At 69.0% G+C, this 25,866-nt stretch carries 24 protein-coding genes; 8 read left to right on the forward strand and 16 right to left on the reverse strand.

Annotated elements, in window-relative coordinates:
• The first annotated feature begins 56 nt into the window (after positions 1-56).
• Together ACY466_RS03525 and ACY466_RS03530 are read left to right on the forward strand one after the other, a co-directional pair.
• The gene (locus tag ACY466_RS03525) at positions 57-1,070 is read left to right on the forward strand and encodes a DUF1839 family protein (RefSeq protein ID WP_463249894.1); all 1,014 of its coding nucleotides are present in this window, start codon (positions 57-59) and stop codon (positions 1,068-1,070) included.
• Positions 1,067-3,436, forward strand: a complete 2,370-nt coding sequence (locus tag ACY466_RS03530; RefSeq protein WP_463249895.1) for a glycosyl hydrolase 2 galactose-binding domain-containing protein — start codon at positions 1,067-1,069, stop codon at positions 3,434-3,436. The genes ACY466_RS03525 and ACY466_RS03530 overlap by 4 nt, the downstream gene beginning before the upstream one ends.
• Before the next feature lie 169 nt (positions 3,437-3,605).
• Here ACY466_RS03530 and ACY466_RS03535 read toward each other — a convergent pair whose 3' ends face one another.
• From ACY466_RS03535 to ACY466_RS03585, 11 genes are all read right to left on the reverse strand, one after another.
• A complete protein-coding gene (locus tag ACY466_RS03535) occupies positions 3,606-4,538 on the reverse strand; it encodes an amino acid--[acyl-carrier-protein] ligase (RefSeq protein WP_463249897.1) in 933 nt (310 codons plus the stop codon).
• Positions 4,539-4,544: 6 nt separating this feature from the next.
• Complete coding sequence (locus ACY466_RS03540) at positions 4,545-5,720, reverse strand: acyl-CoA dehydrogenase family protein (protein ID WP_463249898.1); 1,176 nt, start codon at positions 5,718-5,720, stop codon at positions 4,545-4,547.
• Positions 5,721-5,725: 5 nt separating this feature from the next.
• A complete protein-coding gene (locus tag ACY466_RS03545) occupies positions 5,726-5,980 on the reverse strand; it encodes an acyl carrier protein (RefSeq protein WP_463249900.1) in 255 nt (84 codons plus the stop codon).
• Between the two features lie 161 nt (positions 5,981-6,141).
• Entirely contained in the window at positions 6,142-7,365 is a 1,224-nt protein-coding gene (locus tag ACY466_RS03550) for a YibE/F family protein (protein WP_463252126.1), read from the reverse strand.
• 339 nt (positions 7,366-7,704) lie between these two features.
• On the reverse strand, positions 7,705-8,724 hold the full coding sequence (gene add / locus ACY466_RS03555) for an adenosine deaminase (protein WP_463249902.1): 1,020 nt from the start codon (positions 8,722-8,724) through the stop codon (positions 7,705-7,707).
• Positions 8,725-8,782: 58 nt separating this feature from the next.
• Entirely contained in the window at positions 8,783-10,057 is a 1,275-nt protein-coding gene (locus tag ACY466_RS03560; RefSeq protein WP_463252127.1) for a pyridoxal phosphate-dependent aminotransferase, read from the reverse strand.
• Positions 10,058-10,192: 135 nt separating this feature from the next.
• Positions 10,193-10,834, reverse strand: a complete 642-nt coding sequence (locus ACY466_RS03565; RefSeq protein WP_463249903.1) for a hypothetical protein — start codon at positions 10,832-10,834, stop codon at positions 10,193-10,195.
• Positions 10,831-11,406, reverse strand: a complete 576-nt coding sequence (locus ACY466_RS03570; RefSeq protein WP_463249905.1) for a hypothetical protein — start codon at positions 11,404-11,406, stop codon at positions 10,831-10,833. The genes ACY466_RS03565 and ACY466_RS03570 overlap by 4 nt, the downstream gene beginning before the upstream one ends.
• Before the next feature lie 40 nt (positions 11,407-11,446).
• Complete coding sequence (locus tag ACY466_RS03575; protein WP_463249906.1) at positions 11,447-11,719, reverse strand: DUF4235 domain-containing protein; 273 nt, start codon at positions 11,717-11,719, stop codon at positions 11,447-11,449.
• Positions 11,716-12,060 carry a DUF3618 domain-containing protein gene (locus ACY466_RS03580; RefSeq protein WP_463249908.1) on the reverse strand — a complete coding sequence of 115 codons (345 nt, stop codon included), beginning with the start codon at positions 12,058-12,060 and terminating at the stop codon, positions 11,716-11,718. Before ACY466_RS03580 ends, ACY466_RS03575 begins: the two co-directional genes overlap by 4 nt.
• Positions 12,060-12,482: a phage holin family protein gene (locus tag ACY466_RS03585; protein ID WP_463249910.1), complete on the reverse strand. Its 423-nt coding sequence runs from the start codon at positions 12,480-12,482 to the stop codon at positions 12,060-12,062. Before ACY466_RS03585 ends, ACY466_RS03580 begins: the two co-directional genes overlap by 1 nt.
• 183 nt (positions 12,483-12,665) lie before the next feature.
• Between ACY466_RS03585 and ACY466_RS03590 the strand changes: the two genes are divergently transcribed.
• The gene (locus ACY466_RS03590; protein WP_463249912.1) at positions 12,666-12,836 is read left to right on the forward strand and encodes a DUF2613 family protein; all 171 of its coding nucleotides are present in this window, start codon (positions 12,666-12,668) and stop codon (positions 12,834-12,836) included.
• 4 nt (positions 12,837-12,840) lie between these two features.
• On the forward strand, positions 12,841-13,911 hold the full coding sequence (locus tag ACY466_RS03595; RefSeq protein ID WP_463249914.1) for a PorA family protein: 1,071 nt from the start codon (positions 12,841-12,843) through the stop codon (positions 13,909-13,911).
• Positions 13,912-14,008: 97 nt separating this feature from the next.
• On the opposite strand, the gene ACY466_RS03600 is transcribed toward ACY466_RS03595, so the two are convergent.
• Genes ACY466_RS03600 through ACY466_RS03620 form a run of 5 tightly spaced genes read right to left on the reverse strand, consistent with a single transcriptional unit; the run spans position 14,009 to position 20,290 of the window.
• Entirely contained in the window at positions 14,009-15,079 is a 1,071-nt protein-coding gene (locus ACY466_RS03600; RefSeq protein ID WP_463249916.1) for an ABC transporter ATP-binding protein, read from the reverse strand.
• An 18-nt stretch (positions 15,080-15,097) separates the two neighbouring features.
• Positions 15,098-16,270: a galactokinase gene (gene galK / locus ACY466_RS03605; protein WP_463249918.1), complete on the reverse strand. Its 1,173-nt coding sequence runs from the start codon at positions 16,268-16,270 to the stop codon at positions 15,098-15,100.
• Positions 16,267-17,421: a galactose-1-phosphate uridylyltransferase gene (gene galT, locus ACY466_RS03610; RefSeq protein ID WP_463249920.1), complete on the reverse strand. Its 1,155-nt coding sequence runs from the start codon at positions 17,419-17,421 to the stop codon at positions 16,267-16,269. The genes galK and galT overlap by 4 nt, the downstream gene beginning before the upstream one ends.
• The gene (locus ACY466_RS03615; protein WP_463249922.1) at positions 17,408-18,229 is read right to left on the reverse strand and encodes a DeoR/GlpR family DNA-binding transcription regulator; all 822 of its coding nucleotides are present in this window, start codon (positions 18,227-18,229) and stop codon (positions 17,408-17,410) included. Before ACY466_RS03615 ends, galT begins: the two co-directional genes overlap by 14 nt.
• Entirely contained in the window at positions 18,230-20,290 is a 2,061-nt protein-coding gene (locus ACY466_RS03620; RefSeq protein WP_463249924.1) for a beta-galactosidase, read from the reverse strand.
• Between the two features lie 212 nt (positions 20,291-20,502).
• Here ACY466_RS03620 and ACY466_RS03625 point away from each other — a divergent pair, with 212 nt between their 5' ends.
• From ACY466_RS03625 to ACY466_RS03640, 4 genes are read left to right on the forward strand one after another with little or no spacing between them, the layout of a single operon-like run.
• Positions 20,503-21,786, forward strand: a complete 1,284-nt coding sequence (locus ACY466_RS03625; protein ID WP_463249926.1) for an ABC transporter substrate-binding protein — start codon at positions 20,503-20,505, stop codon at positions 21,784-21,786.
• Between the two features lie 49 nt (positions 21,787-21,835).
• Positions 21,836-22,744, forward strand: coding sequence for a carbohydrate ABC transporter permease (locus tag ACY466_RS03630; protein ID WP_463249927.1), 909 nt, complete (start codon positions 21,836-21,838; stop codon positions 22,742-22,744).
• Entirely contained in the window at positions 22,744-23,664 is a 921-nt protein-coding gene (locus tag ACY466_RS03635; RefSeq protein ID WP_463249929.1) for a carbohydrate ABC transporter permease, read from the forward strand. The genes ACY466_RS03630 and ACY466_RS03635 overlap by 1 nt, the downstream gene beginning before the upstream one ends.
• Positions 23,661-25,787, forward strand: a complete 2,127-nt coding sequence (locus ACY466_RS03640) for an alpha-galactosidase (protein ID WP_463249930.1) — start codon at positions 23,661-23,663, stop codon at positions 25,785-25,787. The genes ACY466_RS03635 and ACY466_RS03640 overlap by 4 nt, the downstream gene beginning before the upstream one ends.
• The last annotated feature ends 79 nt before the right edge of the window (positions 25,788-25,866 follow it).

Genomic DNA, 25,866 nt, shown 5'->3' on the forward strand with positions numbered 1-25,866 from the left:
CGGGGCACTGCGGGGGCGGATAGTGTCGACTCCGTCCGCAACCGAAGGAGCCGCGCGTGTCCGTACCGACCGCCCCCACCGAAGTCGACGCCACCGCCGCGGGGGCGCTGCTGGCCGGAGTGGACATCGCGAACTACCGACCGCACGCGCTGCACGCCAGTGAACGCATCTGGTCCGAGACCAACTGCTACGTCGATCTGTGGATCGAACTGCTGCACTCGCTCGGCGCCGATCCCATCCCGGCCACCGCCTTCGTGCTCGACGCCGGGCTGGACGGTCGGCAGTGGCAGTTCGTCAAGTTCGAACCGGAGGATCTGCGCCTGCTCTACGGCGTCGACGTCGCCGAGATGAACATCTGGAAGCCGTTCTCCCAGCACCTGTTCGAGAACCTCGAGGACGGCCGGCTCAGCACCGTCGAGGTCGACGCGTTCTACCTGCCGGACACCGAGGGCACCAGCTACGGCGCCGAGCACACCAAGACCACGATCGTCCCGGTGCGCATGGACAGCGCCGCGCGCGAGATGGCGTACCTCCACAACGCCGGCCTGTTCACGTTGAGCGGCACGGACTTCGACGGCGCGCTCGCCCTGCACCTGCACCCCGGCGAGGTCGCGCTCCCGCCGTACGTCGAGCGCATCCGCGTGGACCGCGACGTCCTGGCTCGAGGCCCGGCGTTCGAGGACAACGATCTGACCGTCGCCCGCACCCACATCGCCCGCGCCGCCGCGTCGAATCCGGTGGAGGGGTTGGGCGCTCAGGTCATCGGCGACATCGAATGGATCCAGCAGGCCGGACCCGACGCGTTCCACCTGTGGTCGTTCGGCACCCTTCGGCAGTGCGGCGCCACCGCCGAGCTCGCCGCCGACTACGCGGGGTACTTGGGCGATCGCGGGGTGGCCGGCGCGGCCGCGGCGATCGAACCGTTCCGCGATGTCGCCACCGGCGCGAAGTCCGTGCAGTTCCGCATGGCCCGTGCCGCGCGGGGTCGGTCCGTCGATCTCACCGAATCCACCGACGCGATGGCCGCGGCCTGGGAGACGGCGATGGCGGCGCTGAAGTCGGCGTTGTGAGCGAGCCGGCGTCCCTGCTGGACGGTGCGCGGTGGACCGTCCGATCCGCGAGCGCCGGGATCGACGCCCTACCGGCCACGGTTCCGGGAACCGTGGCGGGTGCGCTGCGCGAGGCGGGATGGGACACCGCGGCGATCGAGGCGCTGGACCTCGACGCCCACGACTGGACCTTCGCCACCACCGTCGATGTGCCCGACGGGCGCGTGCGACTCGAGTTCGACGCGATCGCCACGCTCCACGAGGTGTGGGTGGGCGGGGAACTGCGCGGCGCGGGGGAGTCGATGTTCGCGCCGCTGGTGCTCGACGACATCGCCGTCGCCGGCACCATGGAGCTCGAGCTGCGATGCCGTTCCCTGACCGACCACCTCTCCACGCGTCGGGCTCGGGGGCGGTGGCGCTCGTCGATGGTCGCGCAGCAGGGTCTGCGCTGGGTGCGCACCTCGATGCTGGGTCGCGCGCCGGTCTTCTCGGGAGTGCCGCCGGTGATCGGACCGTTCCGCGCCGTCCGCTGCGTGCCCGTGTCTCCGCGCCCCGAGGTCGAGGTGTTCGGCCGGTGGGACGATCGTGCGCGCCTGCTGGTGCGGGGCCGAGTCGATCCGTCGGCGACGGTCGAGGTGCGGTGCGCGGGAGTCGATCATCGCGTGTCGGTGGCTGCGGACGGATCGGTGTCCGCGGATCTGACCGTCGACGACGTCGCTCCGTGGTGGCCGCACACCCACGGCGAGCCGGCGTTGCATCCGGTGACCGTCCGGGTCGACGCCGCCGTGACCGAGACCGCGGTAGGGTTCCGGTCGGTCGAGTTCGTGGACCGGACGCTGTCGGTGAACGGGGTGCCGGTGTTCTGCCGCGGCGGCTGCTGGGTTCCGCTGGATCCGCTGACGCTGCAGAACGATCCCGCTGCGCTGCGCGGCGCTCTGACCGCGATGCGCGACGCCGGGCTGAACACGGTCCGCCTCACCGGGACGATGGTGTACGAGGCGCGCGACTTCTTCTCTCTCTGCGACGAACTCGGCATCCTGGTGTGGCAGGACCTGATGCTCGCCACCCTCGATCCGCCCACGGAGCTGAACGAACTGATCGTCGGTGAACTGGCGACCGTGCTCTCGGCGGCCGGACCGTCGCTCGCGGTGATCAGCGGCGGCAGCGAGACCGCGCAGCAACCCACCATGCTGGGGCTCGGCGTGGACCTGCCCCTGCTCGACGCGGTGCTGCCCGCCGCGGTGGCGGAGAGCGAGCGCGGGGTGGCGTACGTGCCGTCGACGCCGTCGGGCGGGGACCTGGCCACGCACGTGGGGTCCGGGGTGGCCCACTACTTCGGCGTGGGTGGCTACCTGCGTCCGCTGTCCGATATCCGCAGCAGCGCAGTGCAATTCGCGGCGGAGTGTCTGGCGTTCTCGGTTCCGCCCGAGCGGCGCGCCGTCGATGCGATGTTCGGTTCCGCGTCACCGGCGGGACACCATCCCCGGTGGAAGGCGGCGGTGCCGCGCGACCGGGGATCGTCCTGGGACTTCGAGGACGTGCGCGATCACTACGTGCGCGAGCTCTTCGGGGTGGAACCGTCGGCCGTGCGCCGCGACGACCCCGAGCGGTACCTCGACCACGGGCGCGCCGCGATCTGCGAGGCGGTCTCCGCGGCGTACCCGTACTGGCGGGGCGCGCGATCGGGGTGCGGCGGCGCGCTGGTGCTGACGCTCCGCGATCTGGAACCCGGTGCGGGATGGGGCTTCTCGGACAGCACGGGTGCGCCCAAGGCGCCGTGGTACGCGCTGGCCCGCGCGAGTGCACCGACCGCCGTGCTGGTCACCGACGAGGGCATGGACGGTCTACGGATCGAGGTGGTGCACGACGGACCCGAGGCGTTCGACGCGTCGATCGAGGTGCGGGGTGTCACGCGCACCGGGTCCGTGGCGGCGGAAGGTGCTGTTGCGGTGCGGATGTCGGCGCACTCGTCGTTCACGACCACGGTGGACGGTGTGATCGGTGCGTTCACCGACGCCACCCACGCGCATCGGTTCGGCGCGCGAACGTACGACGCGGTGACGGTGCGCCTGGTGCGCGACGGCACCGTGCTGGCGGAGTCGGTCACCCTGATCGGTGGACCGGCGTTGCCGCTGCAGAACTCGGTGGGGTTGAGCGCGGTGGCGGTGCTGCACGACGATTCGTGGTCGCTCGAGGTGAGCACCGAGTTCGCGGCGCAGTACGTGTGCGTGGACGTCGACGGGTTCGCGCCCGCCGATTCGTGGTTCCACCTCGCCCCCGGGACCACCCGCAGCATCGCACTCCGGCCGCTGGTGGACGGGGCGACGCCGCGGGGGCACGTGCGCGCGCTGAACAGCGTTGCGCGGGGGACGTTCTCGGGTCGCTGAGCTTCCCCATCGCCCCCGTTCCCCCCGCCCCCGCGCACCCTCCAGCGCTCTGCGCACGCTGCACGGTGCGCACGTCGCTGCAGGGTGCGCGGGGGAGGTGGCGGGGTGCTGCAGGGTGCGCGGGAGAGGGGACGGGGCGCTGCAGGGTGCGCGGCGCGGGGTAGCGAGCCTAGAAGCTCGGCCAGCTCCGCGTGTCCGTGCCGTGCGTGCGCAGCATGGCGAGCGCGATCCGCTCCATGCCGAACCCGACGCACGCGCTGTGCGCCTCGGACCCGTCGGCCAGCTCGATGCCGAACGTGTGGCCGAAGTGGTCGCGGTGGCAGTTGCACGAGACCACGGCGGTGCCCTCGTCGAGGTCGCCGTACAGCTTGACTACGAGCTCGGTCTTGAGGTTCTCGTTGCGCTGGTTCGCGGCCAGCATGCGTCCGGCCCGGCCGAAGAACGGATCGTTGGCGATGACGGGCTGCGCGTCGAGCCCCAGCTCGGTGAGCACGGTCATGCCGCGATCGATCCACTGCTCACGGTGCGTCACCGCCTGATCGGGGGTACCGACCTGCACGAACTCGTGCATCCGGAACGCCTGCATGCGGGCGGGATCGATGGCGGGCTCGTGGCGGAAGCAGTAGCCGTAGATGTCCATGAGGACGCCGTCGGTGGGAAGCGTCCCGGTGAGCATCGAGTACGACGGGTGGCACGCGGCCGAGACCAGCATGGTCCCGGCGGGCTCGAGCCAGTGATCCCAGTCCTGACCCTCGGCGCGTGCGGCGAGGAGCTCGGCGTGGGCCTTGTTGTCGCCGTCGAAGGTGTTGATGGCGCCGGTGAGGTTGGGGAACGACGCGATGTAGTCCGTCTTCTCGAACGATTCGCGCGGGAAGACCGGCGGGAACCGGAAGCGCTGCAGATCGGCGCCGTGGGCGGCGGCGCCGGCGGCGGCCACCTTGCGGTCGATCAGGTCGATGATGTCCTCGAACTCACCGGACCGCCCGTAGAGGCCGTCGATGGAGCTCTTCACCAGGAGGCCGGCGGCGACGAGTTCGTCACGGAAGTCGGAGCGGGCGGCGTCCAGATCGGAGACAGAGGTGTGCTCTGCGAATGTGGTCATGAGAAGTCAGAGTCCCTTGTAGACCAACGCGAGCTGGGCGTTGTGGTTGAGGATCCGCTCGTTGCTCACCATGATGGCGGAGCCGTGCGAATCGCGGAGGTGACGGCTCATGGCCAGCTCGCTGTCCTCGCGGTATCCGGAGATTCCGCAGATCAGGAGGGCGCGGCCGACGATGTCGATGAGCAGATCCGACGCGGTGACCTTCACGTTGTTGATCGCGAGGGCGAACCCGATGGAGCCGAGAGCCGCAGGATCGTCGGCGATGCCGTCGAACGTGGTGGACGCGGTGAAGACGGTGTCCGCGAGCTGCTGGTGCACGACCATGAGCTCGGCCAGACGCGCCGCCGACGGGGGCGTGACACCGGGGTTCTTGCGGGCCAGCTTCTGCACGGACTTGCGGGCCTTGCGCACCGCGGCGTCGGCGATGCCGAGCCAGGCGCCACCCCACAGAACGTGGGCGGTGGGAAGCATGGTTCGCGAGGAGATGTCGCTGTAACTGTCCGGGATGATCCACGACGTGGAGCCGGTCGCCTCGAGCATGAAGCCCGGGCTGCAGGTTCCGCGGAAGCCCATGGTGTCCCAGGTTCCGGTCTTGTCGAGCGTCAGGTTCTCCCGCATGCAGGTCACCAGGACCTGGTCGCTGGGCGCGCTGTCGGCGTTGCGACGGGCCGTGACCAGCACGACGTCGGCGTACTCGCCGTAGGAGATGACGGGAGCGTTCTTCGCGAGCCGGAAGCGATCACCGTCGTATTCGACGGCGCAGCTGCTGGTGCGGACGTCGCCGCCGATGTTGATCTCGGTGGTGGCCGAGGCGACGAGCGTCTGCTCGACCGGCATGCGCTCCAGGAACTCACGGATGACGTCGCTGCGCTGGCCGTGCCGCGACAGGCTCATCACCTGGGTGTGGTGCATCGCGTAGATCATCGCGGTGGAGGCGCACTCGCCGCCGATCGCGCGACCGATCTTCGCGAGCTCGGTCAGCGAGAGGCCACCGCCGCCGAGCGAGGCGGGGACGGAGGCGGACAGCAGTCCGCCGTCACGCAGAGCCTGCACGGACTCGGTGGGGAAGCGGGCCTCCTTGTCGACGGAGGCGGCATGGGTGCGCACCACGGCCAGGACCTCGTCGAGAGGCAGGAAGGACCGGGCGGAGGCGTCGATCGGACGCTCGTCGAGTGTCGTCATCGTGATCAGGCCAGTTCGGCGACGGCGTCGGCGATGGCCGAGATGCTGGCGAACGTGGACTTCTGCAGCAGGCGATCGGGGAACTCGATGTCGAACTCGTCCTCGAGCGCGATCATGACGTTGACGCTCGCATGCGAGGTCAGTCCGCTGTCGTAGAGATCGTCCTGCTCGGCGATGGCGTCCACGGCGACCGGGAGTTTGCCGTGCTTGCCCAGAACCTCGCGGATGCGGTCGACGTCCGCAGCTGTCAACGTGCTCATTGTGTCCTCACATGGTTGGTATGGCGTCGCCGGTCGTAACGGCCGGACTGAACCTGGCGGGCCCCGAACCCAAGCAAAACAATACAGGAGAATGTTTTGCTTGGCTAACTCAAACCTTGTGAACTAGAACAATGAAGTTGCGGACGGCGGGTTTGTCCGATTCACCGCCTCGCCGAGTGTCTCCCCGATTCAGGGGCGTTCTTCCGGCTCTGCGGCGGCCGCGCAAGCAGTACGGCGATACCGGTTGTGAGAGGTACCGAGAGAGCCAGCGCCATACCGCCGACGCACGAGCGCACGATCTCGATGGACACCGCGTCTCCGGTGAGCAGTTCCCCGATGGGTCGGCCGGCCACGCTGAACAGCAGGAGCAACGGCAATGCTCCGCCCGCGTAGGCGAGAACCAGCGTGTACACGGTGCTGGCGATGTGATCGCGCCCGACGCGCATCGCCGACGCGAAGATGGACCGTCGGGTGGCGGTGTCGTCGAGGGCGGCGAGCTCGAACGCCGCCGACGCCTGGGTGATGGTGACGTCGTTGAGGACGCCGAGTGATCCGATGATGAAGCCCGCCAACAACAGTCCCGTGATCGAGACGCCTTCCAGGTACGCCTGGACGTTGGTGTTCTGCTCCTCGGACAGACCCGTGACGCGGGTCAACCGGATCGCCGCGTCGGACAGCACGGCCGCGATACCCATGGACACCACCGTGCCGAGCAGGGCGGAACTGGTGCGCAGATTGAGCCCGTGCGCGAGATAGAGAACGCAGTAGAGAATGACGGTGCCGCCGACGACGGCCACCAGAATGGCGGACTTGCCGTCCAGGATGGCGGGCAGCATGAACCCGACCAGCACGGCGAACGCCACCGCGATGCCGATCAGCGCCCGCAGCCCCCGCCACCGGGCGATGGCCACGATCACCAGGGCGAACGCGGCGACCACCAGCAGCATGGGCGTCGCGCGGGAGTAGTCGTCGAACGCGTAGATGGCGGTCCCGGCGTCGTCGACGCCTCGGACCAGCCGAATCTCCTCGCCGAGGGACAACTCGGGGGTTCCGGGACCGGGGGTGATCTCGAGCAGCGTCGAGGTTCCGGCGTTCGCGCCGGTGTCGATGCGCACGATGCTGCGATTGCAGTCGAATCCGGAGACCGTCGGGGGAATGGGCGAGCCGGTGAACACCCGGCCGTTCGACGCGCTTCCGCACGGTCCGATGTCCTGCGCGACGACGGTGCCGAACTCGGTGGCGACCTGCCCGCCCGTCGACGTCTGGAACGGCGCCGGCACCTCGACCTGGGATTCGCCGGGCCACAGCGCCACGACACCGGCGATGGCGGCGACCGCGATCACCACGAGGATGCCGATGACGACGCGGGCGGCCGTGGGACCGATGGGAACGGGTCCGCCGTGACCGTGAGAATGGCCGTGAGCAGGGGTGGGACCGGGTCCGGACGAACTGTCGGTCCGGCGCGAACGGGATTCGAATTCACTCCGGCGACTCACGCTGAACACCTTATAGAGGTGGCGCTTCGACGAAAGCGGTGGCGGGGAAGCAGGGGGGGTGTCCCCCGCCACCTACCGCGCGGCCCACCGGGGGGGGTGGGGGGCCGGGCGGCGCTTTCGGAACCCCGGAGGGCTCATGTACGAACATACCCCGATTCCGCGCCGCTGATCGTCGCAGGGTCACAAATTTCGGTATCGCGATGGTGTTTGCTCACACACTGTGGCGGTTCACGGGAGATCGATCTCCGCGAGCTCGGCTCGCAGGGCCCGAACCGTGCTCGCATCGGCGTACGACGCGTCCACCGCCGCCCCGGCGAGTGTCCACAGCGCCCGGTGATCGAGACCCATGCGGTGGGCCGCGAGGTACTCGGACGTGAGGTCGGTGCCGAACATCGACGGGTCGTCGCTGTTGAGTGTCACAACGATCCCGGCATCGATCATGGCCGGCAACGGGTGCCGCTCCATCGAGTCGACGACCCGGGTGCGCAGGTTCGATGTGGGGGAGACGTCCACGGGAATGCGGTGCTCGACCAGATGCGCCACCAACCGCGGATCCTGTACCGCGGTGATCCCGTGCCCGATGCGGTCGGCACCGAGTTCGGTCACCGCCGCCCACACGTGACCGGGTCCGCCCGTCTCACCGGCGTGCGGCAACGAGCGCAGCCCCTCGGCCCGCGCGCGAGCGAACACCGGACCGAACGGCTCCCGCGGCACCTCGACGCCGCCGATGCCGAAACCCACGATCGAGTCCGTGCGGTGGGCGAGCACCGCATCGAGCGTCTGCTCCGCCGACTCGACCCCGAAGTCGCCGGGGAAGTCCGGGATCCAGCGGGCCGCGATACCCGTCTCGGTCTCGGCGCGGCGCCGACCGTCCTCGAGGCCCTCGAAGACCACCGACGCCTCCACCCCGCGCATCAGGTGCCCGTAGAGGCTGACGTGCATCTCGGTGTAGCGGACGTTGTGCCCGGCGAGCGCGGTGAGGCTGTCGTACGCCAACCGCGAGAAGTCCTCGGGATCACGCAGCACCGAGATCGACGCCAGATAGACCTCGATGAAGTGCGCGAAGTCGCGGAATTCGAACCACCGCCGCAGATCGGCCTCCGACCGCGGGATCTGCTCGAGATCGTGCTTGTCCGCGAGTGCCTTCAGCGTGCTCGGCCACATCGACCCCTCCAGGTGGACGTGGAGTTCCACCTTGGGGAGAGATCGGACGAACGCCAGGGTGGTGGCGTCGGGCTCGCTCGTCACCGGTTGTCCGCCGTCCGTGCTCCTGCTGTCCCCGCTTCCGTCGTCCCCGTTCTCGCGGTCACTGACGGTACGAGGACAGGAAGTTGCCGAAGCGGTCGATGGCGGTCGCGAGATCACGCGCCCACGGCAGGGTCACGATGCGCAGGTGGTCGTGGCCGGGCCAGTTGAAGCCGGTTCCCTGGACCACGAGGATCTTCTCCTGCAGCAGCAGATCCTGGACCAACTTCTCGTCGCTGTGGATCTCGTGCACCTCGGGGTCGAGGCGCGGGAACGCGTACAGCGCGCCGCGCGGCTTCACGCAGCTCACACCGGGGATCTCGTTGAGCTTGGTCCAGGCGACGTCGCGCTGCTCGAGCAGGCGGCCACCGGGAAGCAGCAGATCCTCGATGCTCTGGTGTCCGCCGAGCGCCACCTGGATGGCGTGCTGCGCGGGGACGTTGGGGCACAACCGGGTCGACGCCAACAGGGCGATGCCCTCGAGGAAGCCCGCGGCATGCTTCTTGGGACCGGTGATGGCGAGCCACCCGGCGCGGTAACCGGCGACGCGATACGCCTTGGACAGCCCGTTGAACGTCAGGCACAGCAGATCGGGCGCCAGCGTGGCCAGCGAGATGTGCTCGGCGTCGTCGTAGAGGATCTTGTCGTAGATCTCGTCCGCGAGAAGCAACAACTGGTGCTTGCGGGCCAGCGCGACCAGCTTGGTCAGCACGTCCTTCGAGTAGACCGCGCCCGTGGGGTTGTTCGGGTTGATCACCAGCAGTGCCTTGGTGCGGTCGGTGATCTTGGATTCGATATCGGCGATATCGGGATTCCAGTCGTTCTCCTCGTCGCAGAGGTAGTGCACGGCCTTGCCGCCGGAGAGCGTGGTCATCGCGGTCCACAGCGGGTAGTCGGGCGCGGGAATCAGCACCTCGTCACCGTCGTTCAGCAACGCCTGCATGGTCATCGTGATGAGCTCGGAGACCCCGTTGCCCAGGTAGACGTCGTCGACGTCGAGGTGGGGGAAGTCCTCGACGAGTTCGTACCGGGTGACGATGGCGCGTCGGGCGGACATGATGCCCTTGGACTCGGAGTACCCCTGGGCGTAGGGCAGGGCGGCGATCATGTCGCGAACGATGACGTCGGGCGCCTCGAATCCGAACGGTGCCGGGTTGCCGATGTTCAGCTTGAGGATGCGATGGCCCTCGGCCTCGAGCCGAGCGGCGTGGGCGTGCACCGGGCCGCGGATCTCGTAGAGAACGTTCTGCAGCTTGCTGGACTGCTCGAGGACGCGGTGGTCGCGGGCGGCGGCGGCCGACCCGGTGGTTCGGGGGCTGGTCTCCCCGTTCGGCATCGACTCCACGGACGTTTCGAATGTGCTCACCTGCTCATGGTCCCACTACCGGTGTCCGCAACTGGCACGAACCCGAGCAGGCCACTTTCTCTGGGCCTGCTCGGGTTCGCGGTGATGCGGATGGTGCGGGGTACGTCAGCTGTTCTTCTCCGCGTCCGCCACGTCGGCCAGTCGCTCCGCGTCCTCACGCTTCGCGGTGGCGTCGTCGAGCTTCTCGACGGCTTCCTCGATCTCCTCCGTCTTGGGAGCCTTGGCCTGTTCTTCCTTGCGCTCGACCGCGTCGAGTGCGGCCTTGCGCTCCTTCTCCTTCGCGGCGATGCGGCGCTCGGCGATCTCGTCCGCACGGGAGGTGCGATCTTCGAGGCGCTCGGCGGCCGCGGTGCCGGCCTTCACCTTTTTCTCGACCTCGGTGTCGGCTGCCTCGTCGATCTTGGCCGCGGCGTCCTTGCGGGCCTGCTCGGCCTTCTTGGCGGCCTCGTCGGCCTTGCGCTGGGTGGCGCGGGTCGCCTTCTCACGCTCGGCGCGCGCCCGGGCCTCGAGTTCCTTGGCCTTCGCCAATTCCTCTGCGGCCGTGCGCATCTGCTCACCCTGACGGGCGAGCTGCTCGTCTCCGAGCAGGGCGCCGACGGTTCCGTCGAGCGTTCCGATGACCTGCTGGTAGGCGCCGCGAAGGCCGCCCTCGGCGTCGAGTCGGCTGATGACGGTGGCTTCGACCACCTGCAGGGGCAGGCGGGCGACGGCGTACTGGAGTCGCAGTACTCGGCGGGCCAGGTTCACGGGCGCTCCTCGTTGAGTGTGGTGGCGTCGGCCTCGGCAGCGGCGGCACGTCGGCGCGCTGCAGCCGCTTCCTGCTCGAGCTTGTCGGCCTCGTCGAGAGACTTCTCGTAGTCGGTGCGAGCTGCGGAGATCTCGTCCGCGGCTTCGGCTTCCGCTTTCCGGCGCTGTTCGTCGGCCTCGGCGACCTCGCGGCGCGACTCGGCTTCCGCAGCGACCCGGGCCTGCTCGGCCTCACGCATGGCGTCGGTCTCGGCGACCTGGTGTGCGTGCAGACGATCGTTCTGCGCGGCGGCCTCGGCGGCGTCGGTCTTGTCCTCGACCTCCTGTCGCGCGACCTCCGACTCGGCCTCGGTCTCGGCGATGTCCTGCTGCGCCTCTTCCATCTCGAGCGCGGCGGCGGTCTCCGTCGCCTCCGCTTCGCGACGGTTCTCCACCTCGGCCTGCTTCAGCCGACCGCGGTCGGCGAGCTCGTCGTTGCCGGTGATGGCGCCCGCCACCTCCTTGGCACGGCCGGTCACCTTGTCGATCAGGTCTCTGCGCGCGTCGGACGCGGCGCCCTGGTTCTCGGTCACTGAGTTTCTCCCGGTCTCGAAGTGCTGGTGGCTGGAACTGTTACTGGGGGTTCTCGTGGGCGACCGCGCGGAAACCGCGGGCTCCGGCCCGGTCGACCATGGCCTTGACCACGCCGTACACCACTCCGTGGAGCGCGGCCGCGATCAGCACCTCCTTGTTGGTGCGCGACAGATCCTTGGGATCGGGCATGGTCGCGTCCGAGGTCCCGATGCGCCCGTAGATCTGGGCGAAGGCCTTACCGGCGAGCTGGCCGCCGACGATGCTGGTGATCAGGGCCAGCGGCTTGTAGAAGGTCTTGGCGGTCGAGCTCATGCCAGCAGTCCTTTCTTGCGGGCCACGAGCACGGGCAGCGGCTGGTTCTTCCGGGCCCGGCGACGGCGAACCAGCAGGACCACGACGACGGCCGCCACGGCGCCGGCGAGCGAGATGCCGGCGGTCTGCGGGTTCTGCTTGACGGTCTCGATGCCGTCGTGCGCCACCGCGGCGACCTTGTCGGTCTGCTCCTTGGCGGCGTCGGACACGCGGGTGGACACGTCGAGCTTCTCGGCGAGGGCGGCGACGGTGTCGGCGAGCTCCTCACGCTGCTCCTCGACGGGCGTCGTCACGTCGGTCACGGGGGTGTTCTCGTTCAGCGCGTGCTTCGGGTCGCTCATCAGTGCCCAATCTTGGCGTTGTTCTTCACGGCGTCGACGTCGAGCTGGACGCTCGAGACGGTGTCGGTGGGTGCGGGCGGCACGGCCTTCTTCGCGGCGGTGGTTCCCGCCTTGGCGAGAATCGCGCCGACGATCAGCAGCACGGCGGCCACGATCAGGGCGGACAGCCAGGGTGCGAGCACCGTGGCCAGGCCGAGAACGGCGGTGGCGACGAGCGTGGCGAGGCCGAGGAAGAGAAGGAGGGCGCCGGCGCCGGAGATGCCGATGCCGACACCGAGCTTGGTGCCCTTCGACTTCACCTCGTCGAGGGCGTTGCCCACCTCGGTGCGCACGAGTGTGCCCACCTGCTGGGTGAGGCGCTCGACCAGTTGGACGGTGGACAGATCGGCGGGGGCCGGGGGGCGTCCGGTGGTTTCGGTCATGCGCAGTAGGTACCCCTGGAGTGAACAGGCGAAACGGCACCCGTCCCAGCGGGGGCCGGAAACTTACGAGACGATTCACAACTCTTCGCCGACCCGTTCGCGCGCACGGGGTGACAAGGTTTCGAAGGTCGGCAGCGCTGCGCCCGTGCAGCGTGCCGGACGCTTCCGGGGGGTGCGGGCGAGATGAGAGTTGTCGTTCCAGTGGTTCTGAGTGCCGTGGTGGGGGGTCTGATCTCGCTCGGCGTCGTCGTCGGCGTCACGTCGGTGAGCGCGCAGGATGCGCGCCCCGAGGTCACCGAGACCCTCGATCCCGCCGACGCCCGGCTGGGCGACGTCACCTACGGCAGCAGGTGACGAGATGAACAGACGCAATCCTCTGCTCGTCGCGTCGTGCCTGCTGATCGCGCTGGGATGCTTCGCGCTGACGACGGCGGTGCTGCTGCCGACGTACGTGTACGGCCGGATGGCCACGACGCCGCTGGACATCCGCACCACCGCGATCGTGCAGACCCCCGAGGGCGAGGGCGGCGAGATCCTGGACACGCGATCCATCACGGCCGACGGACCGCTCGACGTGAGCTCGAACGTGCCGCTCGTGGTGCAGCGGTTCGTCACCGTCGAGGAGCCGTCCGACGCGGACCGGGTGACGTTCCAGGCGGGCTCGACCATCCGCCGCGACGATCGGCCCGAGGAGGTGGGCGTGGTGCAGGCATCCATTCATCGATTGACGGTCGATCGCCGAACGGGAGACCCCGTGGCGCCCAACGGGTCCATCCAGACCAGCGCCGACGCTCCGGCGCGCGAGATCGAGCACGACGGTCTGGTGTACCGCTTCCCGTTCGACACGCAGAAGCAGGACTACCGGACGTTCGACCTGACCGCACTGAACTCGTTCGACGCCCGCTTCATCGGCGAGACCACCATCGACGGGCTGCCGGTCTACCACTTCCAGTCGGTCGTCGAGCAGTACGACACCTCGCTGACCACCGATTCCGCGATCAACTCGATCACGCTGCCGGCGTCGAAGTGGGGCCTCGAGGGAGGTGACGCGCCGGTGACGATGAAGCGCTACTACTCGAACGTCCGCAACATCTACATCGAGCCGAGCAGCGGGGTGCTGGTCAGTACCGAGGAGAACCCGTACCAGTACTTCGCCCGAGATCCCGCGGTGCCGGAGATGACCATCTTCCGCGCCTCGTTGCGGCTCACCGACGACGCGCGGGCGGAGCAGATGGCGATGGGCCGCGACGCCGCGGACCAGCTCGCGTGGGTGACCATGCGGGGGCCGGCGCTCGCGGGGACGGTGGGCGGATTCCTGGTGGTGGGCGGCATCGTGTTCGCGGTGTTCGCCGCTCGGGCCGGGCGGGTGGACGCGGGCGAGGAGCGTGGCGTGCGGCGCGAGGATCGGGTGGGGGCCGGGTCGCGGTAGGCGCGGCTCACCGATCCGCACACGGTGCCGTGGTTCGCACCGCCTGCAGCGTGTCGGAGGCGGTGCGAACCGGTGGAAGGTGTGCGGATCGTGGCGTCTACAGGTGCAACGACGCACCGTCGGTCGCCGAGAACCAGTGCACGCTCTCCGGGCGCGGGGCGAGGCGGATGACGTCGCCGCGATCGGGGCTCGCGATGTCGGGAATCCGCGCTACGACCTGCAGCTCGTCACCCACCGTGCGGCCGTAGATGTAGGAGTCCGCGCCGAGTTCCTCGACCACGTCGACCGTGACGTCGGTCCCGGTGTCGGACACCGCCCAGGCCTCGGGGCGCACACCCATCGTCACGCGCGGGCCGCCGACCCGGTCCGAGATCGTCCGCTCCATCGGCACGGAGAGCGTGCCCAGCTGCGCGGCGCCTCCCGAGACGTCCACGTCGAACAGGTTCATGGCGGGGGAGCCGATGAAGCCGGCCACGAATGCGTTGACGGGACGCTCGTAGAGCTCCTTCGGCGTCGCGCACTGCTGGAGCACACCGGCTTTCATGATCGCGACGCGGTCGCCCATGGTCATGGCCTCGACCTGATCGTGGGTGACGTAGACGGTGGTGGTGCCGAGGCGACGCTGCAGCTGAGAGATTTGCGTGCGGGTCTGTACGCGCAGTTTCGCGTCGAGGTTGCTCAGGGGCTCGTCCATGAGGAACACCTGCGGCTCGCGCACGATGGCGCGTCCCATCGCCACGCGCTGGCGCTGGCCACCGGACAGCGCCTTCGGCTTGCGGTCGAGGTACTCGGTGAGGTCGAGGATCTTCGCGGCGTCGGCCACGCGGCGTCCGACCTCCGCCTTGTCCATCCCGGCGATCTGCAGCGCGAAGCCCATGTTCTTGGCGACGGTCATGTGCGGGTACAGCGCGTAGTTCTGGAACACCATCGCGATGTCGCGTTCCTTGGGCGCGAGGGAGGTGACGTCACGGTCGCCGATCTTGATGGCGCCGTAGTCCACGTCCTCGAGGCCGGCGAGCATGCGCAGCGACGTCGACTTACCGCAGCCCGACGGTCCGACGAGCACCAGGAACTCGCCGTCCTCGATGGCCAGGTCCAGCGACTCGACCGCGGCGACGTCCGAGCCGGGGTAGAGCTTGGTGGCTCCTTCGTACGTGACCTGTGCCATGTCTGTTCTCCTTCGTGCTTACTGGTGCAGTCGGTGCGCCGAGCGGGAGGGCTCGGCGGTGAGGAAGGTGGGCGCGGGCAGGCCGGATTCGGCTGCGCGCGTGTGGATGTGGAGGGCAACGGCCTCGGCGCGGTCGGTGGGGACCAGGGCGATGGCCGATCCGCCGAAGCCGCCGCCCGTCATGCGGGCACCGAACGCGCCGGCGTCCAGGGCGGCGTCGACGGCGCAGTCGAGCTCGGGTGAGCTGACCTCGAAGTCGTCACGCAGGGATCGGTGCGAGGCGGTGAGGAGCTCGCCCAGCTCGGCGCCGGTGGAGCCGGCGTCGAGAAGTGTCGCGGACTGCTCGACGCGGCCGATCTCCGTGGTGACGTGCCGAACCCGAGCCCGCAGCGTCGGATCCGAGAACCGTTCGGCCACAGCGGGGTCGAGCCCCCGTAGGGTCGGGACGCCGAGCTCGGTGCACGCCGCCTCGATCGAGGCCCGGCGCTCGCCGTACTGCCCGTCGACCAGGCGGTGCGGGGCGTTGGTGTCGACGATCAGCAGGCTTGCGTCGGCTGCGGCGAGGTCGAACGGGATCTGCCGGGTGGCGCCGTCGAGGCAGTCGAGCAGCAGCGCGTGACCGGCCTCGGCGCGCAGCGCCACCGCTTGATCCATGCCGCCGGTCGAGGCGCCCGCGATGTCGTTCTCCGCGCGGATGCAGGCGTCGATCAACGTCTGCCGGTCCGCGTTCAGGTCGAACAGCTCGTTCAGCGCGAGAGCGACGGAGCACTCGAGCGCCGCCGAGCTCGACAGCCCGGACCCGACGGGAACCGAGGAGTGCACGGCGATGTCGGCACCGCTCACGCCGCGATCCGCCAGCGCCCACGCCACGCCCGCGACGTACCCCGCCCAGCCTTCCGGGCTGCCGGGGGCGATCGACCCCATGGTGCATCCCCACGAACCGTTCTCGTGCGTCGACGCTGCTCGTACCCGGTGATCGTCGCGGCGACGGACGGCCACGGCGGTGACGTAGGGGAGCGCGAAGGGCAGGACCACCCCGCCCGCGTAATCGACGTGCTCGCCGATCAGGTTCACCCGGCCGGGCGCGATCCACACCCCGTCGGGCTCACCGCCGAACGTGTCGCGGAACCGGGTGACCGCGGTGTCGCCGAGATCGTGCTCGGGCACCACGGGCCGCCAGGTGACCGTCATGCGAGCACCTCGACGAGTCGATCGGCGATGCGCTCGGGGGTGGTGTCGTTGACCCACGCCCCCATCGCGGACTCCGACCCGGCCAAGAACTTCATGCGGCCGGGGGAGCGCATCATCGAGAACAGTTGCAGGTGAAGCCGTCCCAGCTCTCGACCGTCGCCGACGGGGGCCTGGTGCCATGCCGCGATGTACGGAACCTCGTCGACGCCCTCGAAGAACGCGTCGACCGCGCGCAGCAGGCGCTGATAGAGGACGGCGAGCTCGTCGCGTTCGGCAGCGGTGAGGGCCGCCAGATCGGGGACGTCCCGACGCGGAGCCAGGTGCACCTCCACCGGCCAGCGCGACGCCGCGGGGACGTAGGCCACCCAGTGGTCGGCGGCGACCACGATGCGTCGGCCCGAGCGCAGTTCCGCGTCCAGCACGTCGGCCAGCAGCAGGCGCCCGGTGCGCTCGTGGTGCGCGCGCGACTGTCGCATCAACGCGTCGGTCTTGGGCGGCAGGTAGGGGTAGGCGTAGATCTGGCCGTGGGGGTGGGTGAGCGTGACCCCGATCTCCCTGCCGCGATTCTCGAAGCAGAACACCTGGCGCACGCCGGGAATCGCGGACAGCTCCTCCGTGCGGTCGGCCCACACGTCGACGATGGTGCGCGCGCGGGACGGCTCGAGGGCGGCGAACGACGCGTCGGGATCGCTGGCGAAGCAGATCACCTCGCAGCGTCCGGTTCCCGGAGCCAACGGCCACAGAGGTTCCGCGTCGACCGTGCTCGGAAGGTCCTGCTGCGCTGCGGTATCGGACAGCGAGGGGAACCGGTTCTCGAAGACGACGACGTCGTAGTCCGCCGCCGGGATCTCGGTCGCGGGGCGGCCGGGCTGCGACGGGGCCAGCGGCGACGCGTCGGCGGGAGGCAGGAAGGTGCGGTCCATGCGCTGGGCGGCGATGACGATCCACTCGCCGGTGAGCACGTCGAAGCGCATCTGCGACTGCGACACCAGCGCCGGCAGGGCGCGGGTATCCACGAGATCCCGAGCGGCGGAACCGGATACGTACGGCTCGGAATCGTCGTAGTAGATCAGCTCGCGACCGTCGGCCAGGGTGGTCGCGGTCTTGCGCAGGCGGTGGCCCGGGGCCATCGACACGTCAGGGGCGGTCATCGACTGCTCGTTCCTCGTTCGACTCTCGTGCGGTGGGGTCGCCGGCGATCACCACGTCGTCGACGGCGTCGTCGAGCGCGTCGCGGGCGCCGGCGTCGAGGCCGGCGTCGGTGACGAACACGTCGACGCGGGACAGGGGAATGGTGTTGGCGAGGGCGCGCACGCCCCACTTGGTGTGGTCGGCGAGCACGATGACGCGCCGCGACGACGCGACCAACGCCTGATTGGTCTGTGCCTCCATGAGATTGGGGCAGGTGAGGCCCGATTCGACGTCCACTCCGTGCGTGCCCAGAAACAGCATGTCCAGGTGGATCCCCTGCAGCGCACCGACCGTGAGCGGACCGACCAGCGCGTACGACGGTGTGCGCTCACCACCGGTGAGCAGCACCGTCCGATCGGTGCGCCCACCGGTGTGGAAGACGTCCGCGACGGGCAGCGAGTTGGTCACCACGGTGAGGTTCGGGACGTCGAGCAGTTCCTGCGCGAGGGCGTGAGTGGTGGTGCCACCCGAGATGCCGATCGACGTTCCGGGCCGCACGTAGCGGGCGGCGGCGCGCGCGATCGCGGCCTTCGCGTCCCGGTCCAGTTCGGACTTCGCCGAGAACCCGGGCTCGTAGACGCTCGCCGACTGCGGCAGCGTCACCCCGCCGTGCACCCGTTCCACGAGCCCGCGCGCCACGAGCTCGTTGATGTCACGGCGAATCGTCATGTCCGACACCGACAGCGACGCGCCCAGATCGGCCACCTTCACGGCTCCGCGCTCGGTGACCTGATCCAGGATGCGTTGCTGACGCAGATGGGCGAGCATCTACCGCGCCGCCGCGGTCTCGGCGACGACCGCGCTGCCACCGGCCGGCACCACGAGGGTGCCGTCGGCCTTCTCGCCGCTGACCAGGTCGAGACCCACCGCGGGCACGGTCGCGGCGTCGGAGCCGTGGTTGAGCACGAACAGCCAGGAGTCGGTGTCGGTGGATCGGCGCACGACCTCGACGTCGGAGCCGAGACCTCGGGCGACCTCGATGCTCGCTGCGCCGCAAACGGAATCGGCGATGCTCGCCCACCCCGCCGCCTCGGGCACCGTGGCGAGGTACCAGGCGGAGCCGCTCCCGACGCCGCGACGCGTCAGGGCCGGGACGCCGTCGAGGTGGCCCGTGGTGTGGCGGGCGAGAACCTCGACGTCGTCGGAGACGGTGAGAACCTCGGACCAGATCTCGGTGACCGTGCCGTCGTCGAGGGTGCGGGTCTGCCCCTCGCCGAGCGGGAAGAACTCCTCGACGCGGACGCCGAGCAGATCGCGGAACGCGCCGGGGTAGCCGCCCAGATGCACGTGATCGTCGGTGTCCGCGATGCCGGAGAACGCCGTGATCAGCACCTGCGCACCACGTTCGGCCGCGTCGGCGATGCGCCGGGCGGTGTCGTCGGTGCACAGGTACAGGGCGGGGACCACGACGACGTCGTAGCGACCGAGATCCGCCGAGGACGGCACCACGTCGCACGTCACGCCGCCCGAGGTGAAGCCGCGGTGGGCGCGTCGGGCGATCTCGAAGGGCTGCATGAGCTTCGTCGGGTGGCCCTCCTGCTCGCACGCCCACTGCGCGTCCCAGTCGAAGAGAACGGCGACCCGGGCGTCGACGGTGCTGCCGGCCACCGGCTTCAACGTACGCAGCAGCGTGCCGAGTTCGACGACCTCCCGCCAGCGCGCGGAGTCCTCGCCGGCGTGCGGTACCAGGGCGGAGTGGAACTTCTCGGCCCCGGCGCGGGAGGCGCGGAACTGGAAGTAGGCGATGCCGTCGGCGCCTCGGGCCAGGTGGGCGAGGGAGTTGCGCATCATCTCACCGGGAGCCTTGGCCCGGTTGATGTGCTGCCAGTTCACCGCGCTCGTGGAGTGCTCCATGAGCAGCCAGGGCCGCCGGCCCGCGACACCGCGGGTGAGGTCGGCGGAGAACGAGAGCCGGTGATGCGCTGCGTCGTCACCGGTTTCGGGTCCGACGAGGTAGTGATCGGTGGTGACGATGTCCTGCTCCGGAGCCCACGCGGCGTAGTCCATGTTCCCGGCGAGCGCGTCGCCCTGCCCCATGCCCACCATGAAGTTCGTGGTCACGGGGACCCCGGGTGAGATGCGGTTCAGGACGGCCTTCTCGGCGAGGTACTGATCGAGCAGCGAGTTCGAGCAGAAACGGCGCCAGTCGAGCTGGTGGGTGGGGTTGCCGAAGGTGGTGCTCACCGACGGCGGCACGATCTCGTCCCACGTGCTGTAGCGCTGGCTCCAGAAGTCCGTGCCCCACGCGTCGTTGAGGCGATCGAGGTCGACGTACCGCTTACCGAGCCACTGCCGGAACGCCTGCACGCTGTCCTCGGAGAAGCAGAGCGCGTTGTGGCACCCCAGCTCGTTGGACACGTGCCACATGGCGAGGGCGGGGTGGCTGCGGTAGCGCTGCGCCAACTTCTCGACCAGGACCAGCGAATGTTCGCGGTACACCGGGGAATTGGGGCTCCACGTCTGCCGGCTGCCGATGGCGTAGCGGTATCCGCGTTCGTCCACCGGACGCATCTCGGGGTAGGCGGTGGCCAGCCAGGGCGGCGGCGACGCGGTGGCGGTGGCCAGGTCGACGCGGATGCCGCCCTCGTGCAGCAGGTCCATCACGCGGTCGAGCCACTCGAAGTTCCAGGTGTCGGCGGTGGGCTGGAGCCGGGCCCACGAGAAGACGCCGACGGTGGCGAAGTCGACGCCCGCCTCGTTCATGAGCTCGACGTCGCGACGCCAGACGTCCTCGGGCCACTGCTCGGGGTTGTAGTCGCCACCGAAGGAGATGCCGTCGGTGGGCCACGGCACGCGGTTGACGGTAGGCAGGGGTCGTGCTGTGTCCATGCTTACAGAATGAATCAGTCGTGTTCGAAAGTCAACATGAATGAACATTTTCCTACTTCGCCAGGTAGCGACGCCATCATGCGCTTGACAGGGCGGTACCGGTCATGTTTCTGTAACCTGCATCACCCCGATCGAGCGGATTGTCGACACGTTCGCACAGCGTCGATGTTCATTTCTGATCAGACTCGGTCCGTTCCCGTCGAAGGATTCTCATGAACCCACACGCATGGCACCCGTCCCGGCGTGACTTTCTCCGCTCCGCGCTGATCGCCGCGGGCGCCGTGTCCGCGGGCGGACTGCTGTCCGCCTGCGGGGACGGTGTCGATCCGAACGCGGTCACGCTCGGCTCCCGGTTGTCCAACGCGAACTCCCGTCCCGGCGTCGAGGACGTCGCCGCGATGTTCCGGCAGGAGACCGGGATCGGCGTGCGCATCAACACCGTCGACTCGACGTCGTTCCAGGAGAACGTCAACAACTATCTGCAGGGCACGCCGGACGACGTGTTCACGTGGATGGGCGGCTACCGCATGCAGTTCTTCGCCGAGAAAGGGCTCGTCGAGGATCTGTCGCCGGTCTGGGCGCAGAACGGCGGCGGGTTCAACGAGAGCTTCCGCGAGAGCTCGACGGGCATGGACGGCAAGGAGTATCTGGTCCCGTTCTTCTACTACCCGTGGGCGGTGTTCTACCGGCCGAGCCTGTTCGCCGAGCGTGGGTACGAGCCGCCGGCCACGTACGACCAGTGGATCGCCCTCAACCGGCAGATGCAGGCCGACGGCGTGACGCCCATCGGGTTCGGTGCACGGGACGGGTGGCCCCCGTTCGGCACGTTCGACTACCTGAACCTGCGGCTCAACGGCGTCGAGTTCCACCGCACGCTGCTCGCCGGCGACATCAGCTGGACCGACAACCGGGTCCGCACGGTCTTCGACACCTGGCGCGAACTGCTGCCGTTCCACCAGACGCAGCCCCTCGGGCGACGGATCGAGGAGGCGCAGCAGGCCCTGCTCAACAAGAGCGTGGGCTCACTGGTCGCCGGGATGTTCGTCGCCCAGTCCTTCCCCGCCGGGGCCGAACGCGACGATCTCGACTTCTTCACCTTCCCCGAGCTGGACTCCGCGGTCGGCTCCGACGCCGTCGAGGCGCCGATGGACGGATTCATGATGCGGGCCGACCCGCGCAATCGCGCGACCGCGGACAGCTTCCTGAACTTCGTCACCCGCCCGGAACCCGCGGTGGCGTACGCGAAGCAGGACCCGCAGGCCATTCCCGCGCACCGCGACGCCGACCTCTCCGAGTTCCCGGAGCTGGTCCGCAAATCTGCTGCGCTGGTACAGAACGCGGGATCGATCACCCAGTTCCTCGACCGCGACACCCGGCCGGACTTCGCGTCCATCGTGCTCATCCCGGCCATGCAGCAGTTCCTCGGCAACCCCAACGACGTCGACGGACTGGTCCGCAGCATCGAGCGCCAGAAGTCGGCGGTGTTCGGCACATGATCGCACTCGCGTCCCCGCCACGTCCCTCGACCTCAGATCGGGTATCGCCATGACCACATCCGCTGCGCCCGAACGGGTTCGCGCACCGAAAGTCCGTCGCAGTGGGCGCGACAAGTGGACCATCGCCCTCATGCTCGGCCTGCCGGCCCTGATCGTCGTCGGCCTGGTGTGGATTCCGACGGTGTTCACCGTCGTACTGTCCTTCGCCCGGTGGGACGGCATCGGCGGCACGTCGAGCATCGAATGGATCGGCACCCAGAACTACGTCGACGCCGTCCAGGCGTACCCGCCGTTCCAGCAGGCGCTGCAGAACAACGTCCTCTGGCTCGCGTTCCTGTTCCTCGTTCCCACCGTGATCGGTATCGGCCTCGCGATCCTTCTGGACAAGAACCTCAAGGGATCTCGGCTCTACCAGAGCATCTTCTACGTCCCGGTCGTCCTGTCGATGGCCCTCATCGGGTTCATCTGGCAGCTCATCTACGCCACCGACGGCGGCGTGCTCAACGCGGTCCTCGGCAGCGAGGTCGACTGGCTCGGCGATCCGGACATCAACATCTGGGCCGTCATGGTGGCCGCCGGCTGGCGCCACACCGGATACATCATGCTGCTGTACTTGGCCGGCCTCAAGGCCATCGATCCGTCCGTGCGCGAAGCCGCGGTCATGGACGGCGCGGGACCGGTGCGCACCTTCTTCAGCGTCATCTTCCCGCTGATGAAGAACACGAACCTGCTGATCATCGTGATCACCGTCATCGAGGCGTTGCGAGCCTTCGACCTGGTGTGGGTGATCAACCGAGGGCGCAACGGACTGGAGCTGATCTCGGCGCTCGTCACCGCGAACGTGGTGGGCGAAGCCGGTCGCATCGGGTTCGGCTCCGCCCTCGCCACGATCATGCTCGTCATCTCGCTCGTCTTCATCGCCATGTACCTCGCCATCGTTCTGCGGAGCAAAGACTGATGACCACTACCGTCACCACCCCGGATCGCACGTCGCTGACCCCCAACCGCACGGCCGTCGCCAATCGACGCCGAGCCGGGGTGGGACAGAAAGCCGTCTACGTCCTGCTCACGGTCATGGCCGCTGCCTGGCTCTTCCCCCTGGCGTGGGCGGTGTACAACTCGTTCCGCAGCTACGACTACGTGCTGCTCAACGGGTACCTGTCCTTCGGCGGGTTCACCTTCTCCAACTACATCGACTCGTGGCAGGTCGGCGAGATCCCGCACTACTTCGTGAACTCCTTGATCATCACCGTGCCGTCGGTGCTGCTCATCCTGTTCTTCGGCTCGATGGCGGCGTTCATCCTGGCGCGGTACAGCTGGAAGTTCAACGTGTTCATGCTCGCGGTGTTCGTCGCCGGGAACTTGCTCCCGCAGCAGACCCTGCTGACCCCACTCTTTCGCCTGTACAACGCAATTCCGATGCCGTATTGGCTCAGTTCCTCCGGGTCGCTGTACGACAGCTACTGGGGTCTGATCATCGTGCACGTCGCGTTCCAGACCGGCTTCTGTGTCTTCGTGCTCAGCAACTACATGAAGACGGTGCCGCACGAACTGCTCGAAGCCGCGACCGTCGACGGCGCCGGGCTGTTCCGCCAGTACTGGCAGGTGGTCATGCCGCTGTGCCGTCCCGCGCTCGCCGCCCTGGCCACGCTGATGGTCACCTGGATCTACAACGACTTCTTCTGGGCCCTCGCGCTCATGGTCAGCGGCGACAAGCTGCCGGTGACCACGGCGCTGCAGAACCTGCAGGGCGGGTTCTTCACCGACACCAATCTTCTCGCCGCGGGAGCCGTGCTCGTGGCCCTGCCGACCGTGCTGGTGTTCGTGGCGCTGCAGCGGCACTTCGTGTCCGGACTGACGATGGGTGCCAACAAGTGACGTTCACCGTTCTCCGACGCGACGGCGTGATGGTGGTCCTCGGACCGTCGTCGACATCCGTTCCCGCCGTTGTGCACTGGGGTGAGGACCTCGGTCCGATGTCCGCGTCGGACCTGGATCAGCTCCGTCTCGCCGCCGTGCCCGCGGTGCCGCATTCGAGTGTCGACGTCCCGCGATGGTTCACGCTGGCACCCGGGACCGCCGACGCCTGGCAGGGAACGCCCGCGCTCGCTCTGCACCGCGGTGGGGTGGCGCAGTACCCGCTGTGGTCGGCCGTGGCGGTGGAGTCGTCCGACTTCGAGTGCACCGTCTCGGCGTCCGACGACGGCATCACGTGGTCGTGGGAGGTGCGGCTCGAGGTCGGTGGGTCGCTGCGGGTGCGGCAGAGCGTGGAGAACACCGCGGACACGGCACTCACGGTCGACGGCGTCGTGACGCTGATGCCGTTGCCGGACACCGCAACCGAACTCCTCGACCTGACGGGCCGACACTGCCGCGAACGCACTCCGCAACGCCGACGCTTCGATCACGGGTCGGCGGTGCGGGCCTCACGGCGCGGACGAACCGGGCACGACGCGACCCTGCTGATGACCGCGGGGAGCGACGGCTTCGGATTCCGGCACGGCGAGGTGTGGGGCGCGCACGTCGCCTGGAGCGGTGATCACGTCCACGTCGCGGAACGCCTGCCCGAACGCGCCGGCCAGGCGTCGGGAGCGATCGGTGGCGGGGAGTTGCTCGAACCGGGGGAGATGGTGCTCGGGCCCGGGGAACGGTACGTCGCACCGTGGGTGCACTTCGTGTATTCCTCTGCCGGACTCGATGGTTCGGCGCGTTCGCTGCACCGATGGTTGCGCTCGCGCAGCACGCATCCGGTGTCACCGCGGCCGGTGGTGCTCAACGTGTGGGAGGGCGTCTACTTCGACCACGATCTCGATCGGTTGCGCGGCATCGCCGACACCGCAGCTCGCGTCGGAGTCGAGCGCTTCGTCCTCGACGACGGATGGTTCCGGCATCGCCGTGACGACACGGCGGGACTCGGGGATTGGCAGGTGGACTCGGACGTGTGGCCGGACGGGCTCGCGCCGCTGTTCGATCACGTCCGCGCGCTGGGGATGAGCCCCGGTCTGTGGTTCGAGCCGGAGATGGTCAACCTCGACTCCGACCTCGCCCGCGCGCACCCCGACTGGCTGCTCGCCGCACCCGGCCGGCTTCCGCTCGAGTGGCGCACTCAGCACGTGCTGGACCTGACCCGACCCGAGGTGTTCGACTACCTTCTCGGCTCCATCGATGCGGTGTTGACCACCGAAGGGCCCGACTACGTCAAGTGGGATCACAACCGCGACCTGATGCTCGCGGTCGACGCCGGCGGCCGGGCGGCGGTGCACCGTCAGACGCTCGCGTTCTACGCGTTGCTCGACGAGCTGCGCTCGCGCCATCCGTCGATCGAGTTCGAATCCTGTGCCTCCGGTGGTGCCCGCATCGACCTCGAGGTGCTCGCGCGCACCGACCGGGTGTGGGCGTCGGACACCAACGATCCCCTCGAACGGCAGCGCATCCAGCGGTGGACGGCGCAGTTGATACCGCCGGAGCTGATCGGTTCCCACGTCGGGCCGCAGATCGCGCACACGTCGGGACGCTGGTCGACCCTGCAGTTCCGTTGTCTCACCGCGCTGTTCGGCCACGCCGGGCTGGAGATGGACGTGACCGAGCTGTCGGCGGAGGAGCACGAGTACCTGAGCGGATGGACGGCGTTGTACAAGGAGATGCGGGCGCTGCTGCACTCGGGCGACGTGGTGCGTGCCGATCATCCCGACCCCAGCGTGTGGGTGCACGGGGTGGTCGCCGCAGATCGCTCCGAGGCCGCGTTCTCCGTGGTGCGCATGGATACCTCACCCGAGGACCGCACCGACCGGGTCCGGCTCCCCGGGTTGGACGTGTCGACGCGCTACCGGGTGGAACTGGTCTCGGCGCTGAGCGATTCCGGGCACGGAACGGCACCGCCCCTCTGGGTCTCGGAGGGCGGGGTGCTCGAACTGTCGGGTGCGGCGCTGGACGCGGCAGGTGTGGCGGTGCCGGTGCTGTTTCCGCAGACCGGGGTGCTGCTGCGGCTGCGGGCGGTGTAGCGGGGGGCGGTGTAGCGGGGGGGGGGCGCTTGTGGCGGGGGCGCTTGCCCGATCCGCACCGGCTGCTCGCGTTCGCACC

The organism is Rhodococcus sp. K11/5, from assembly GCF_055193735.1.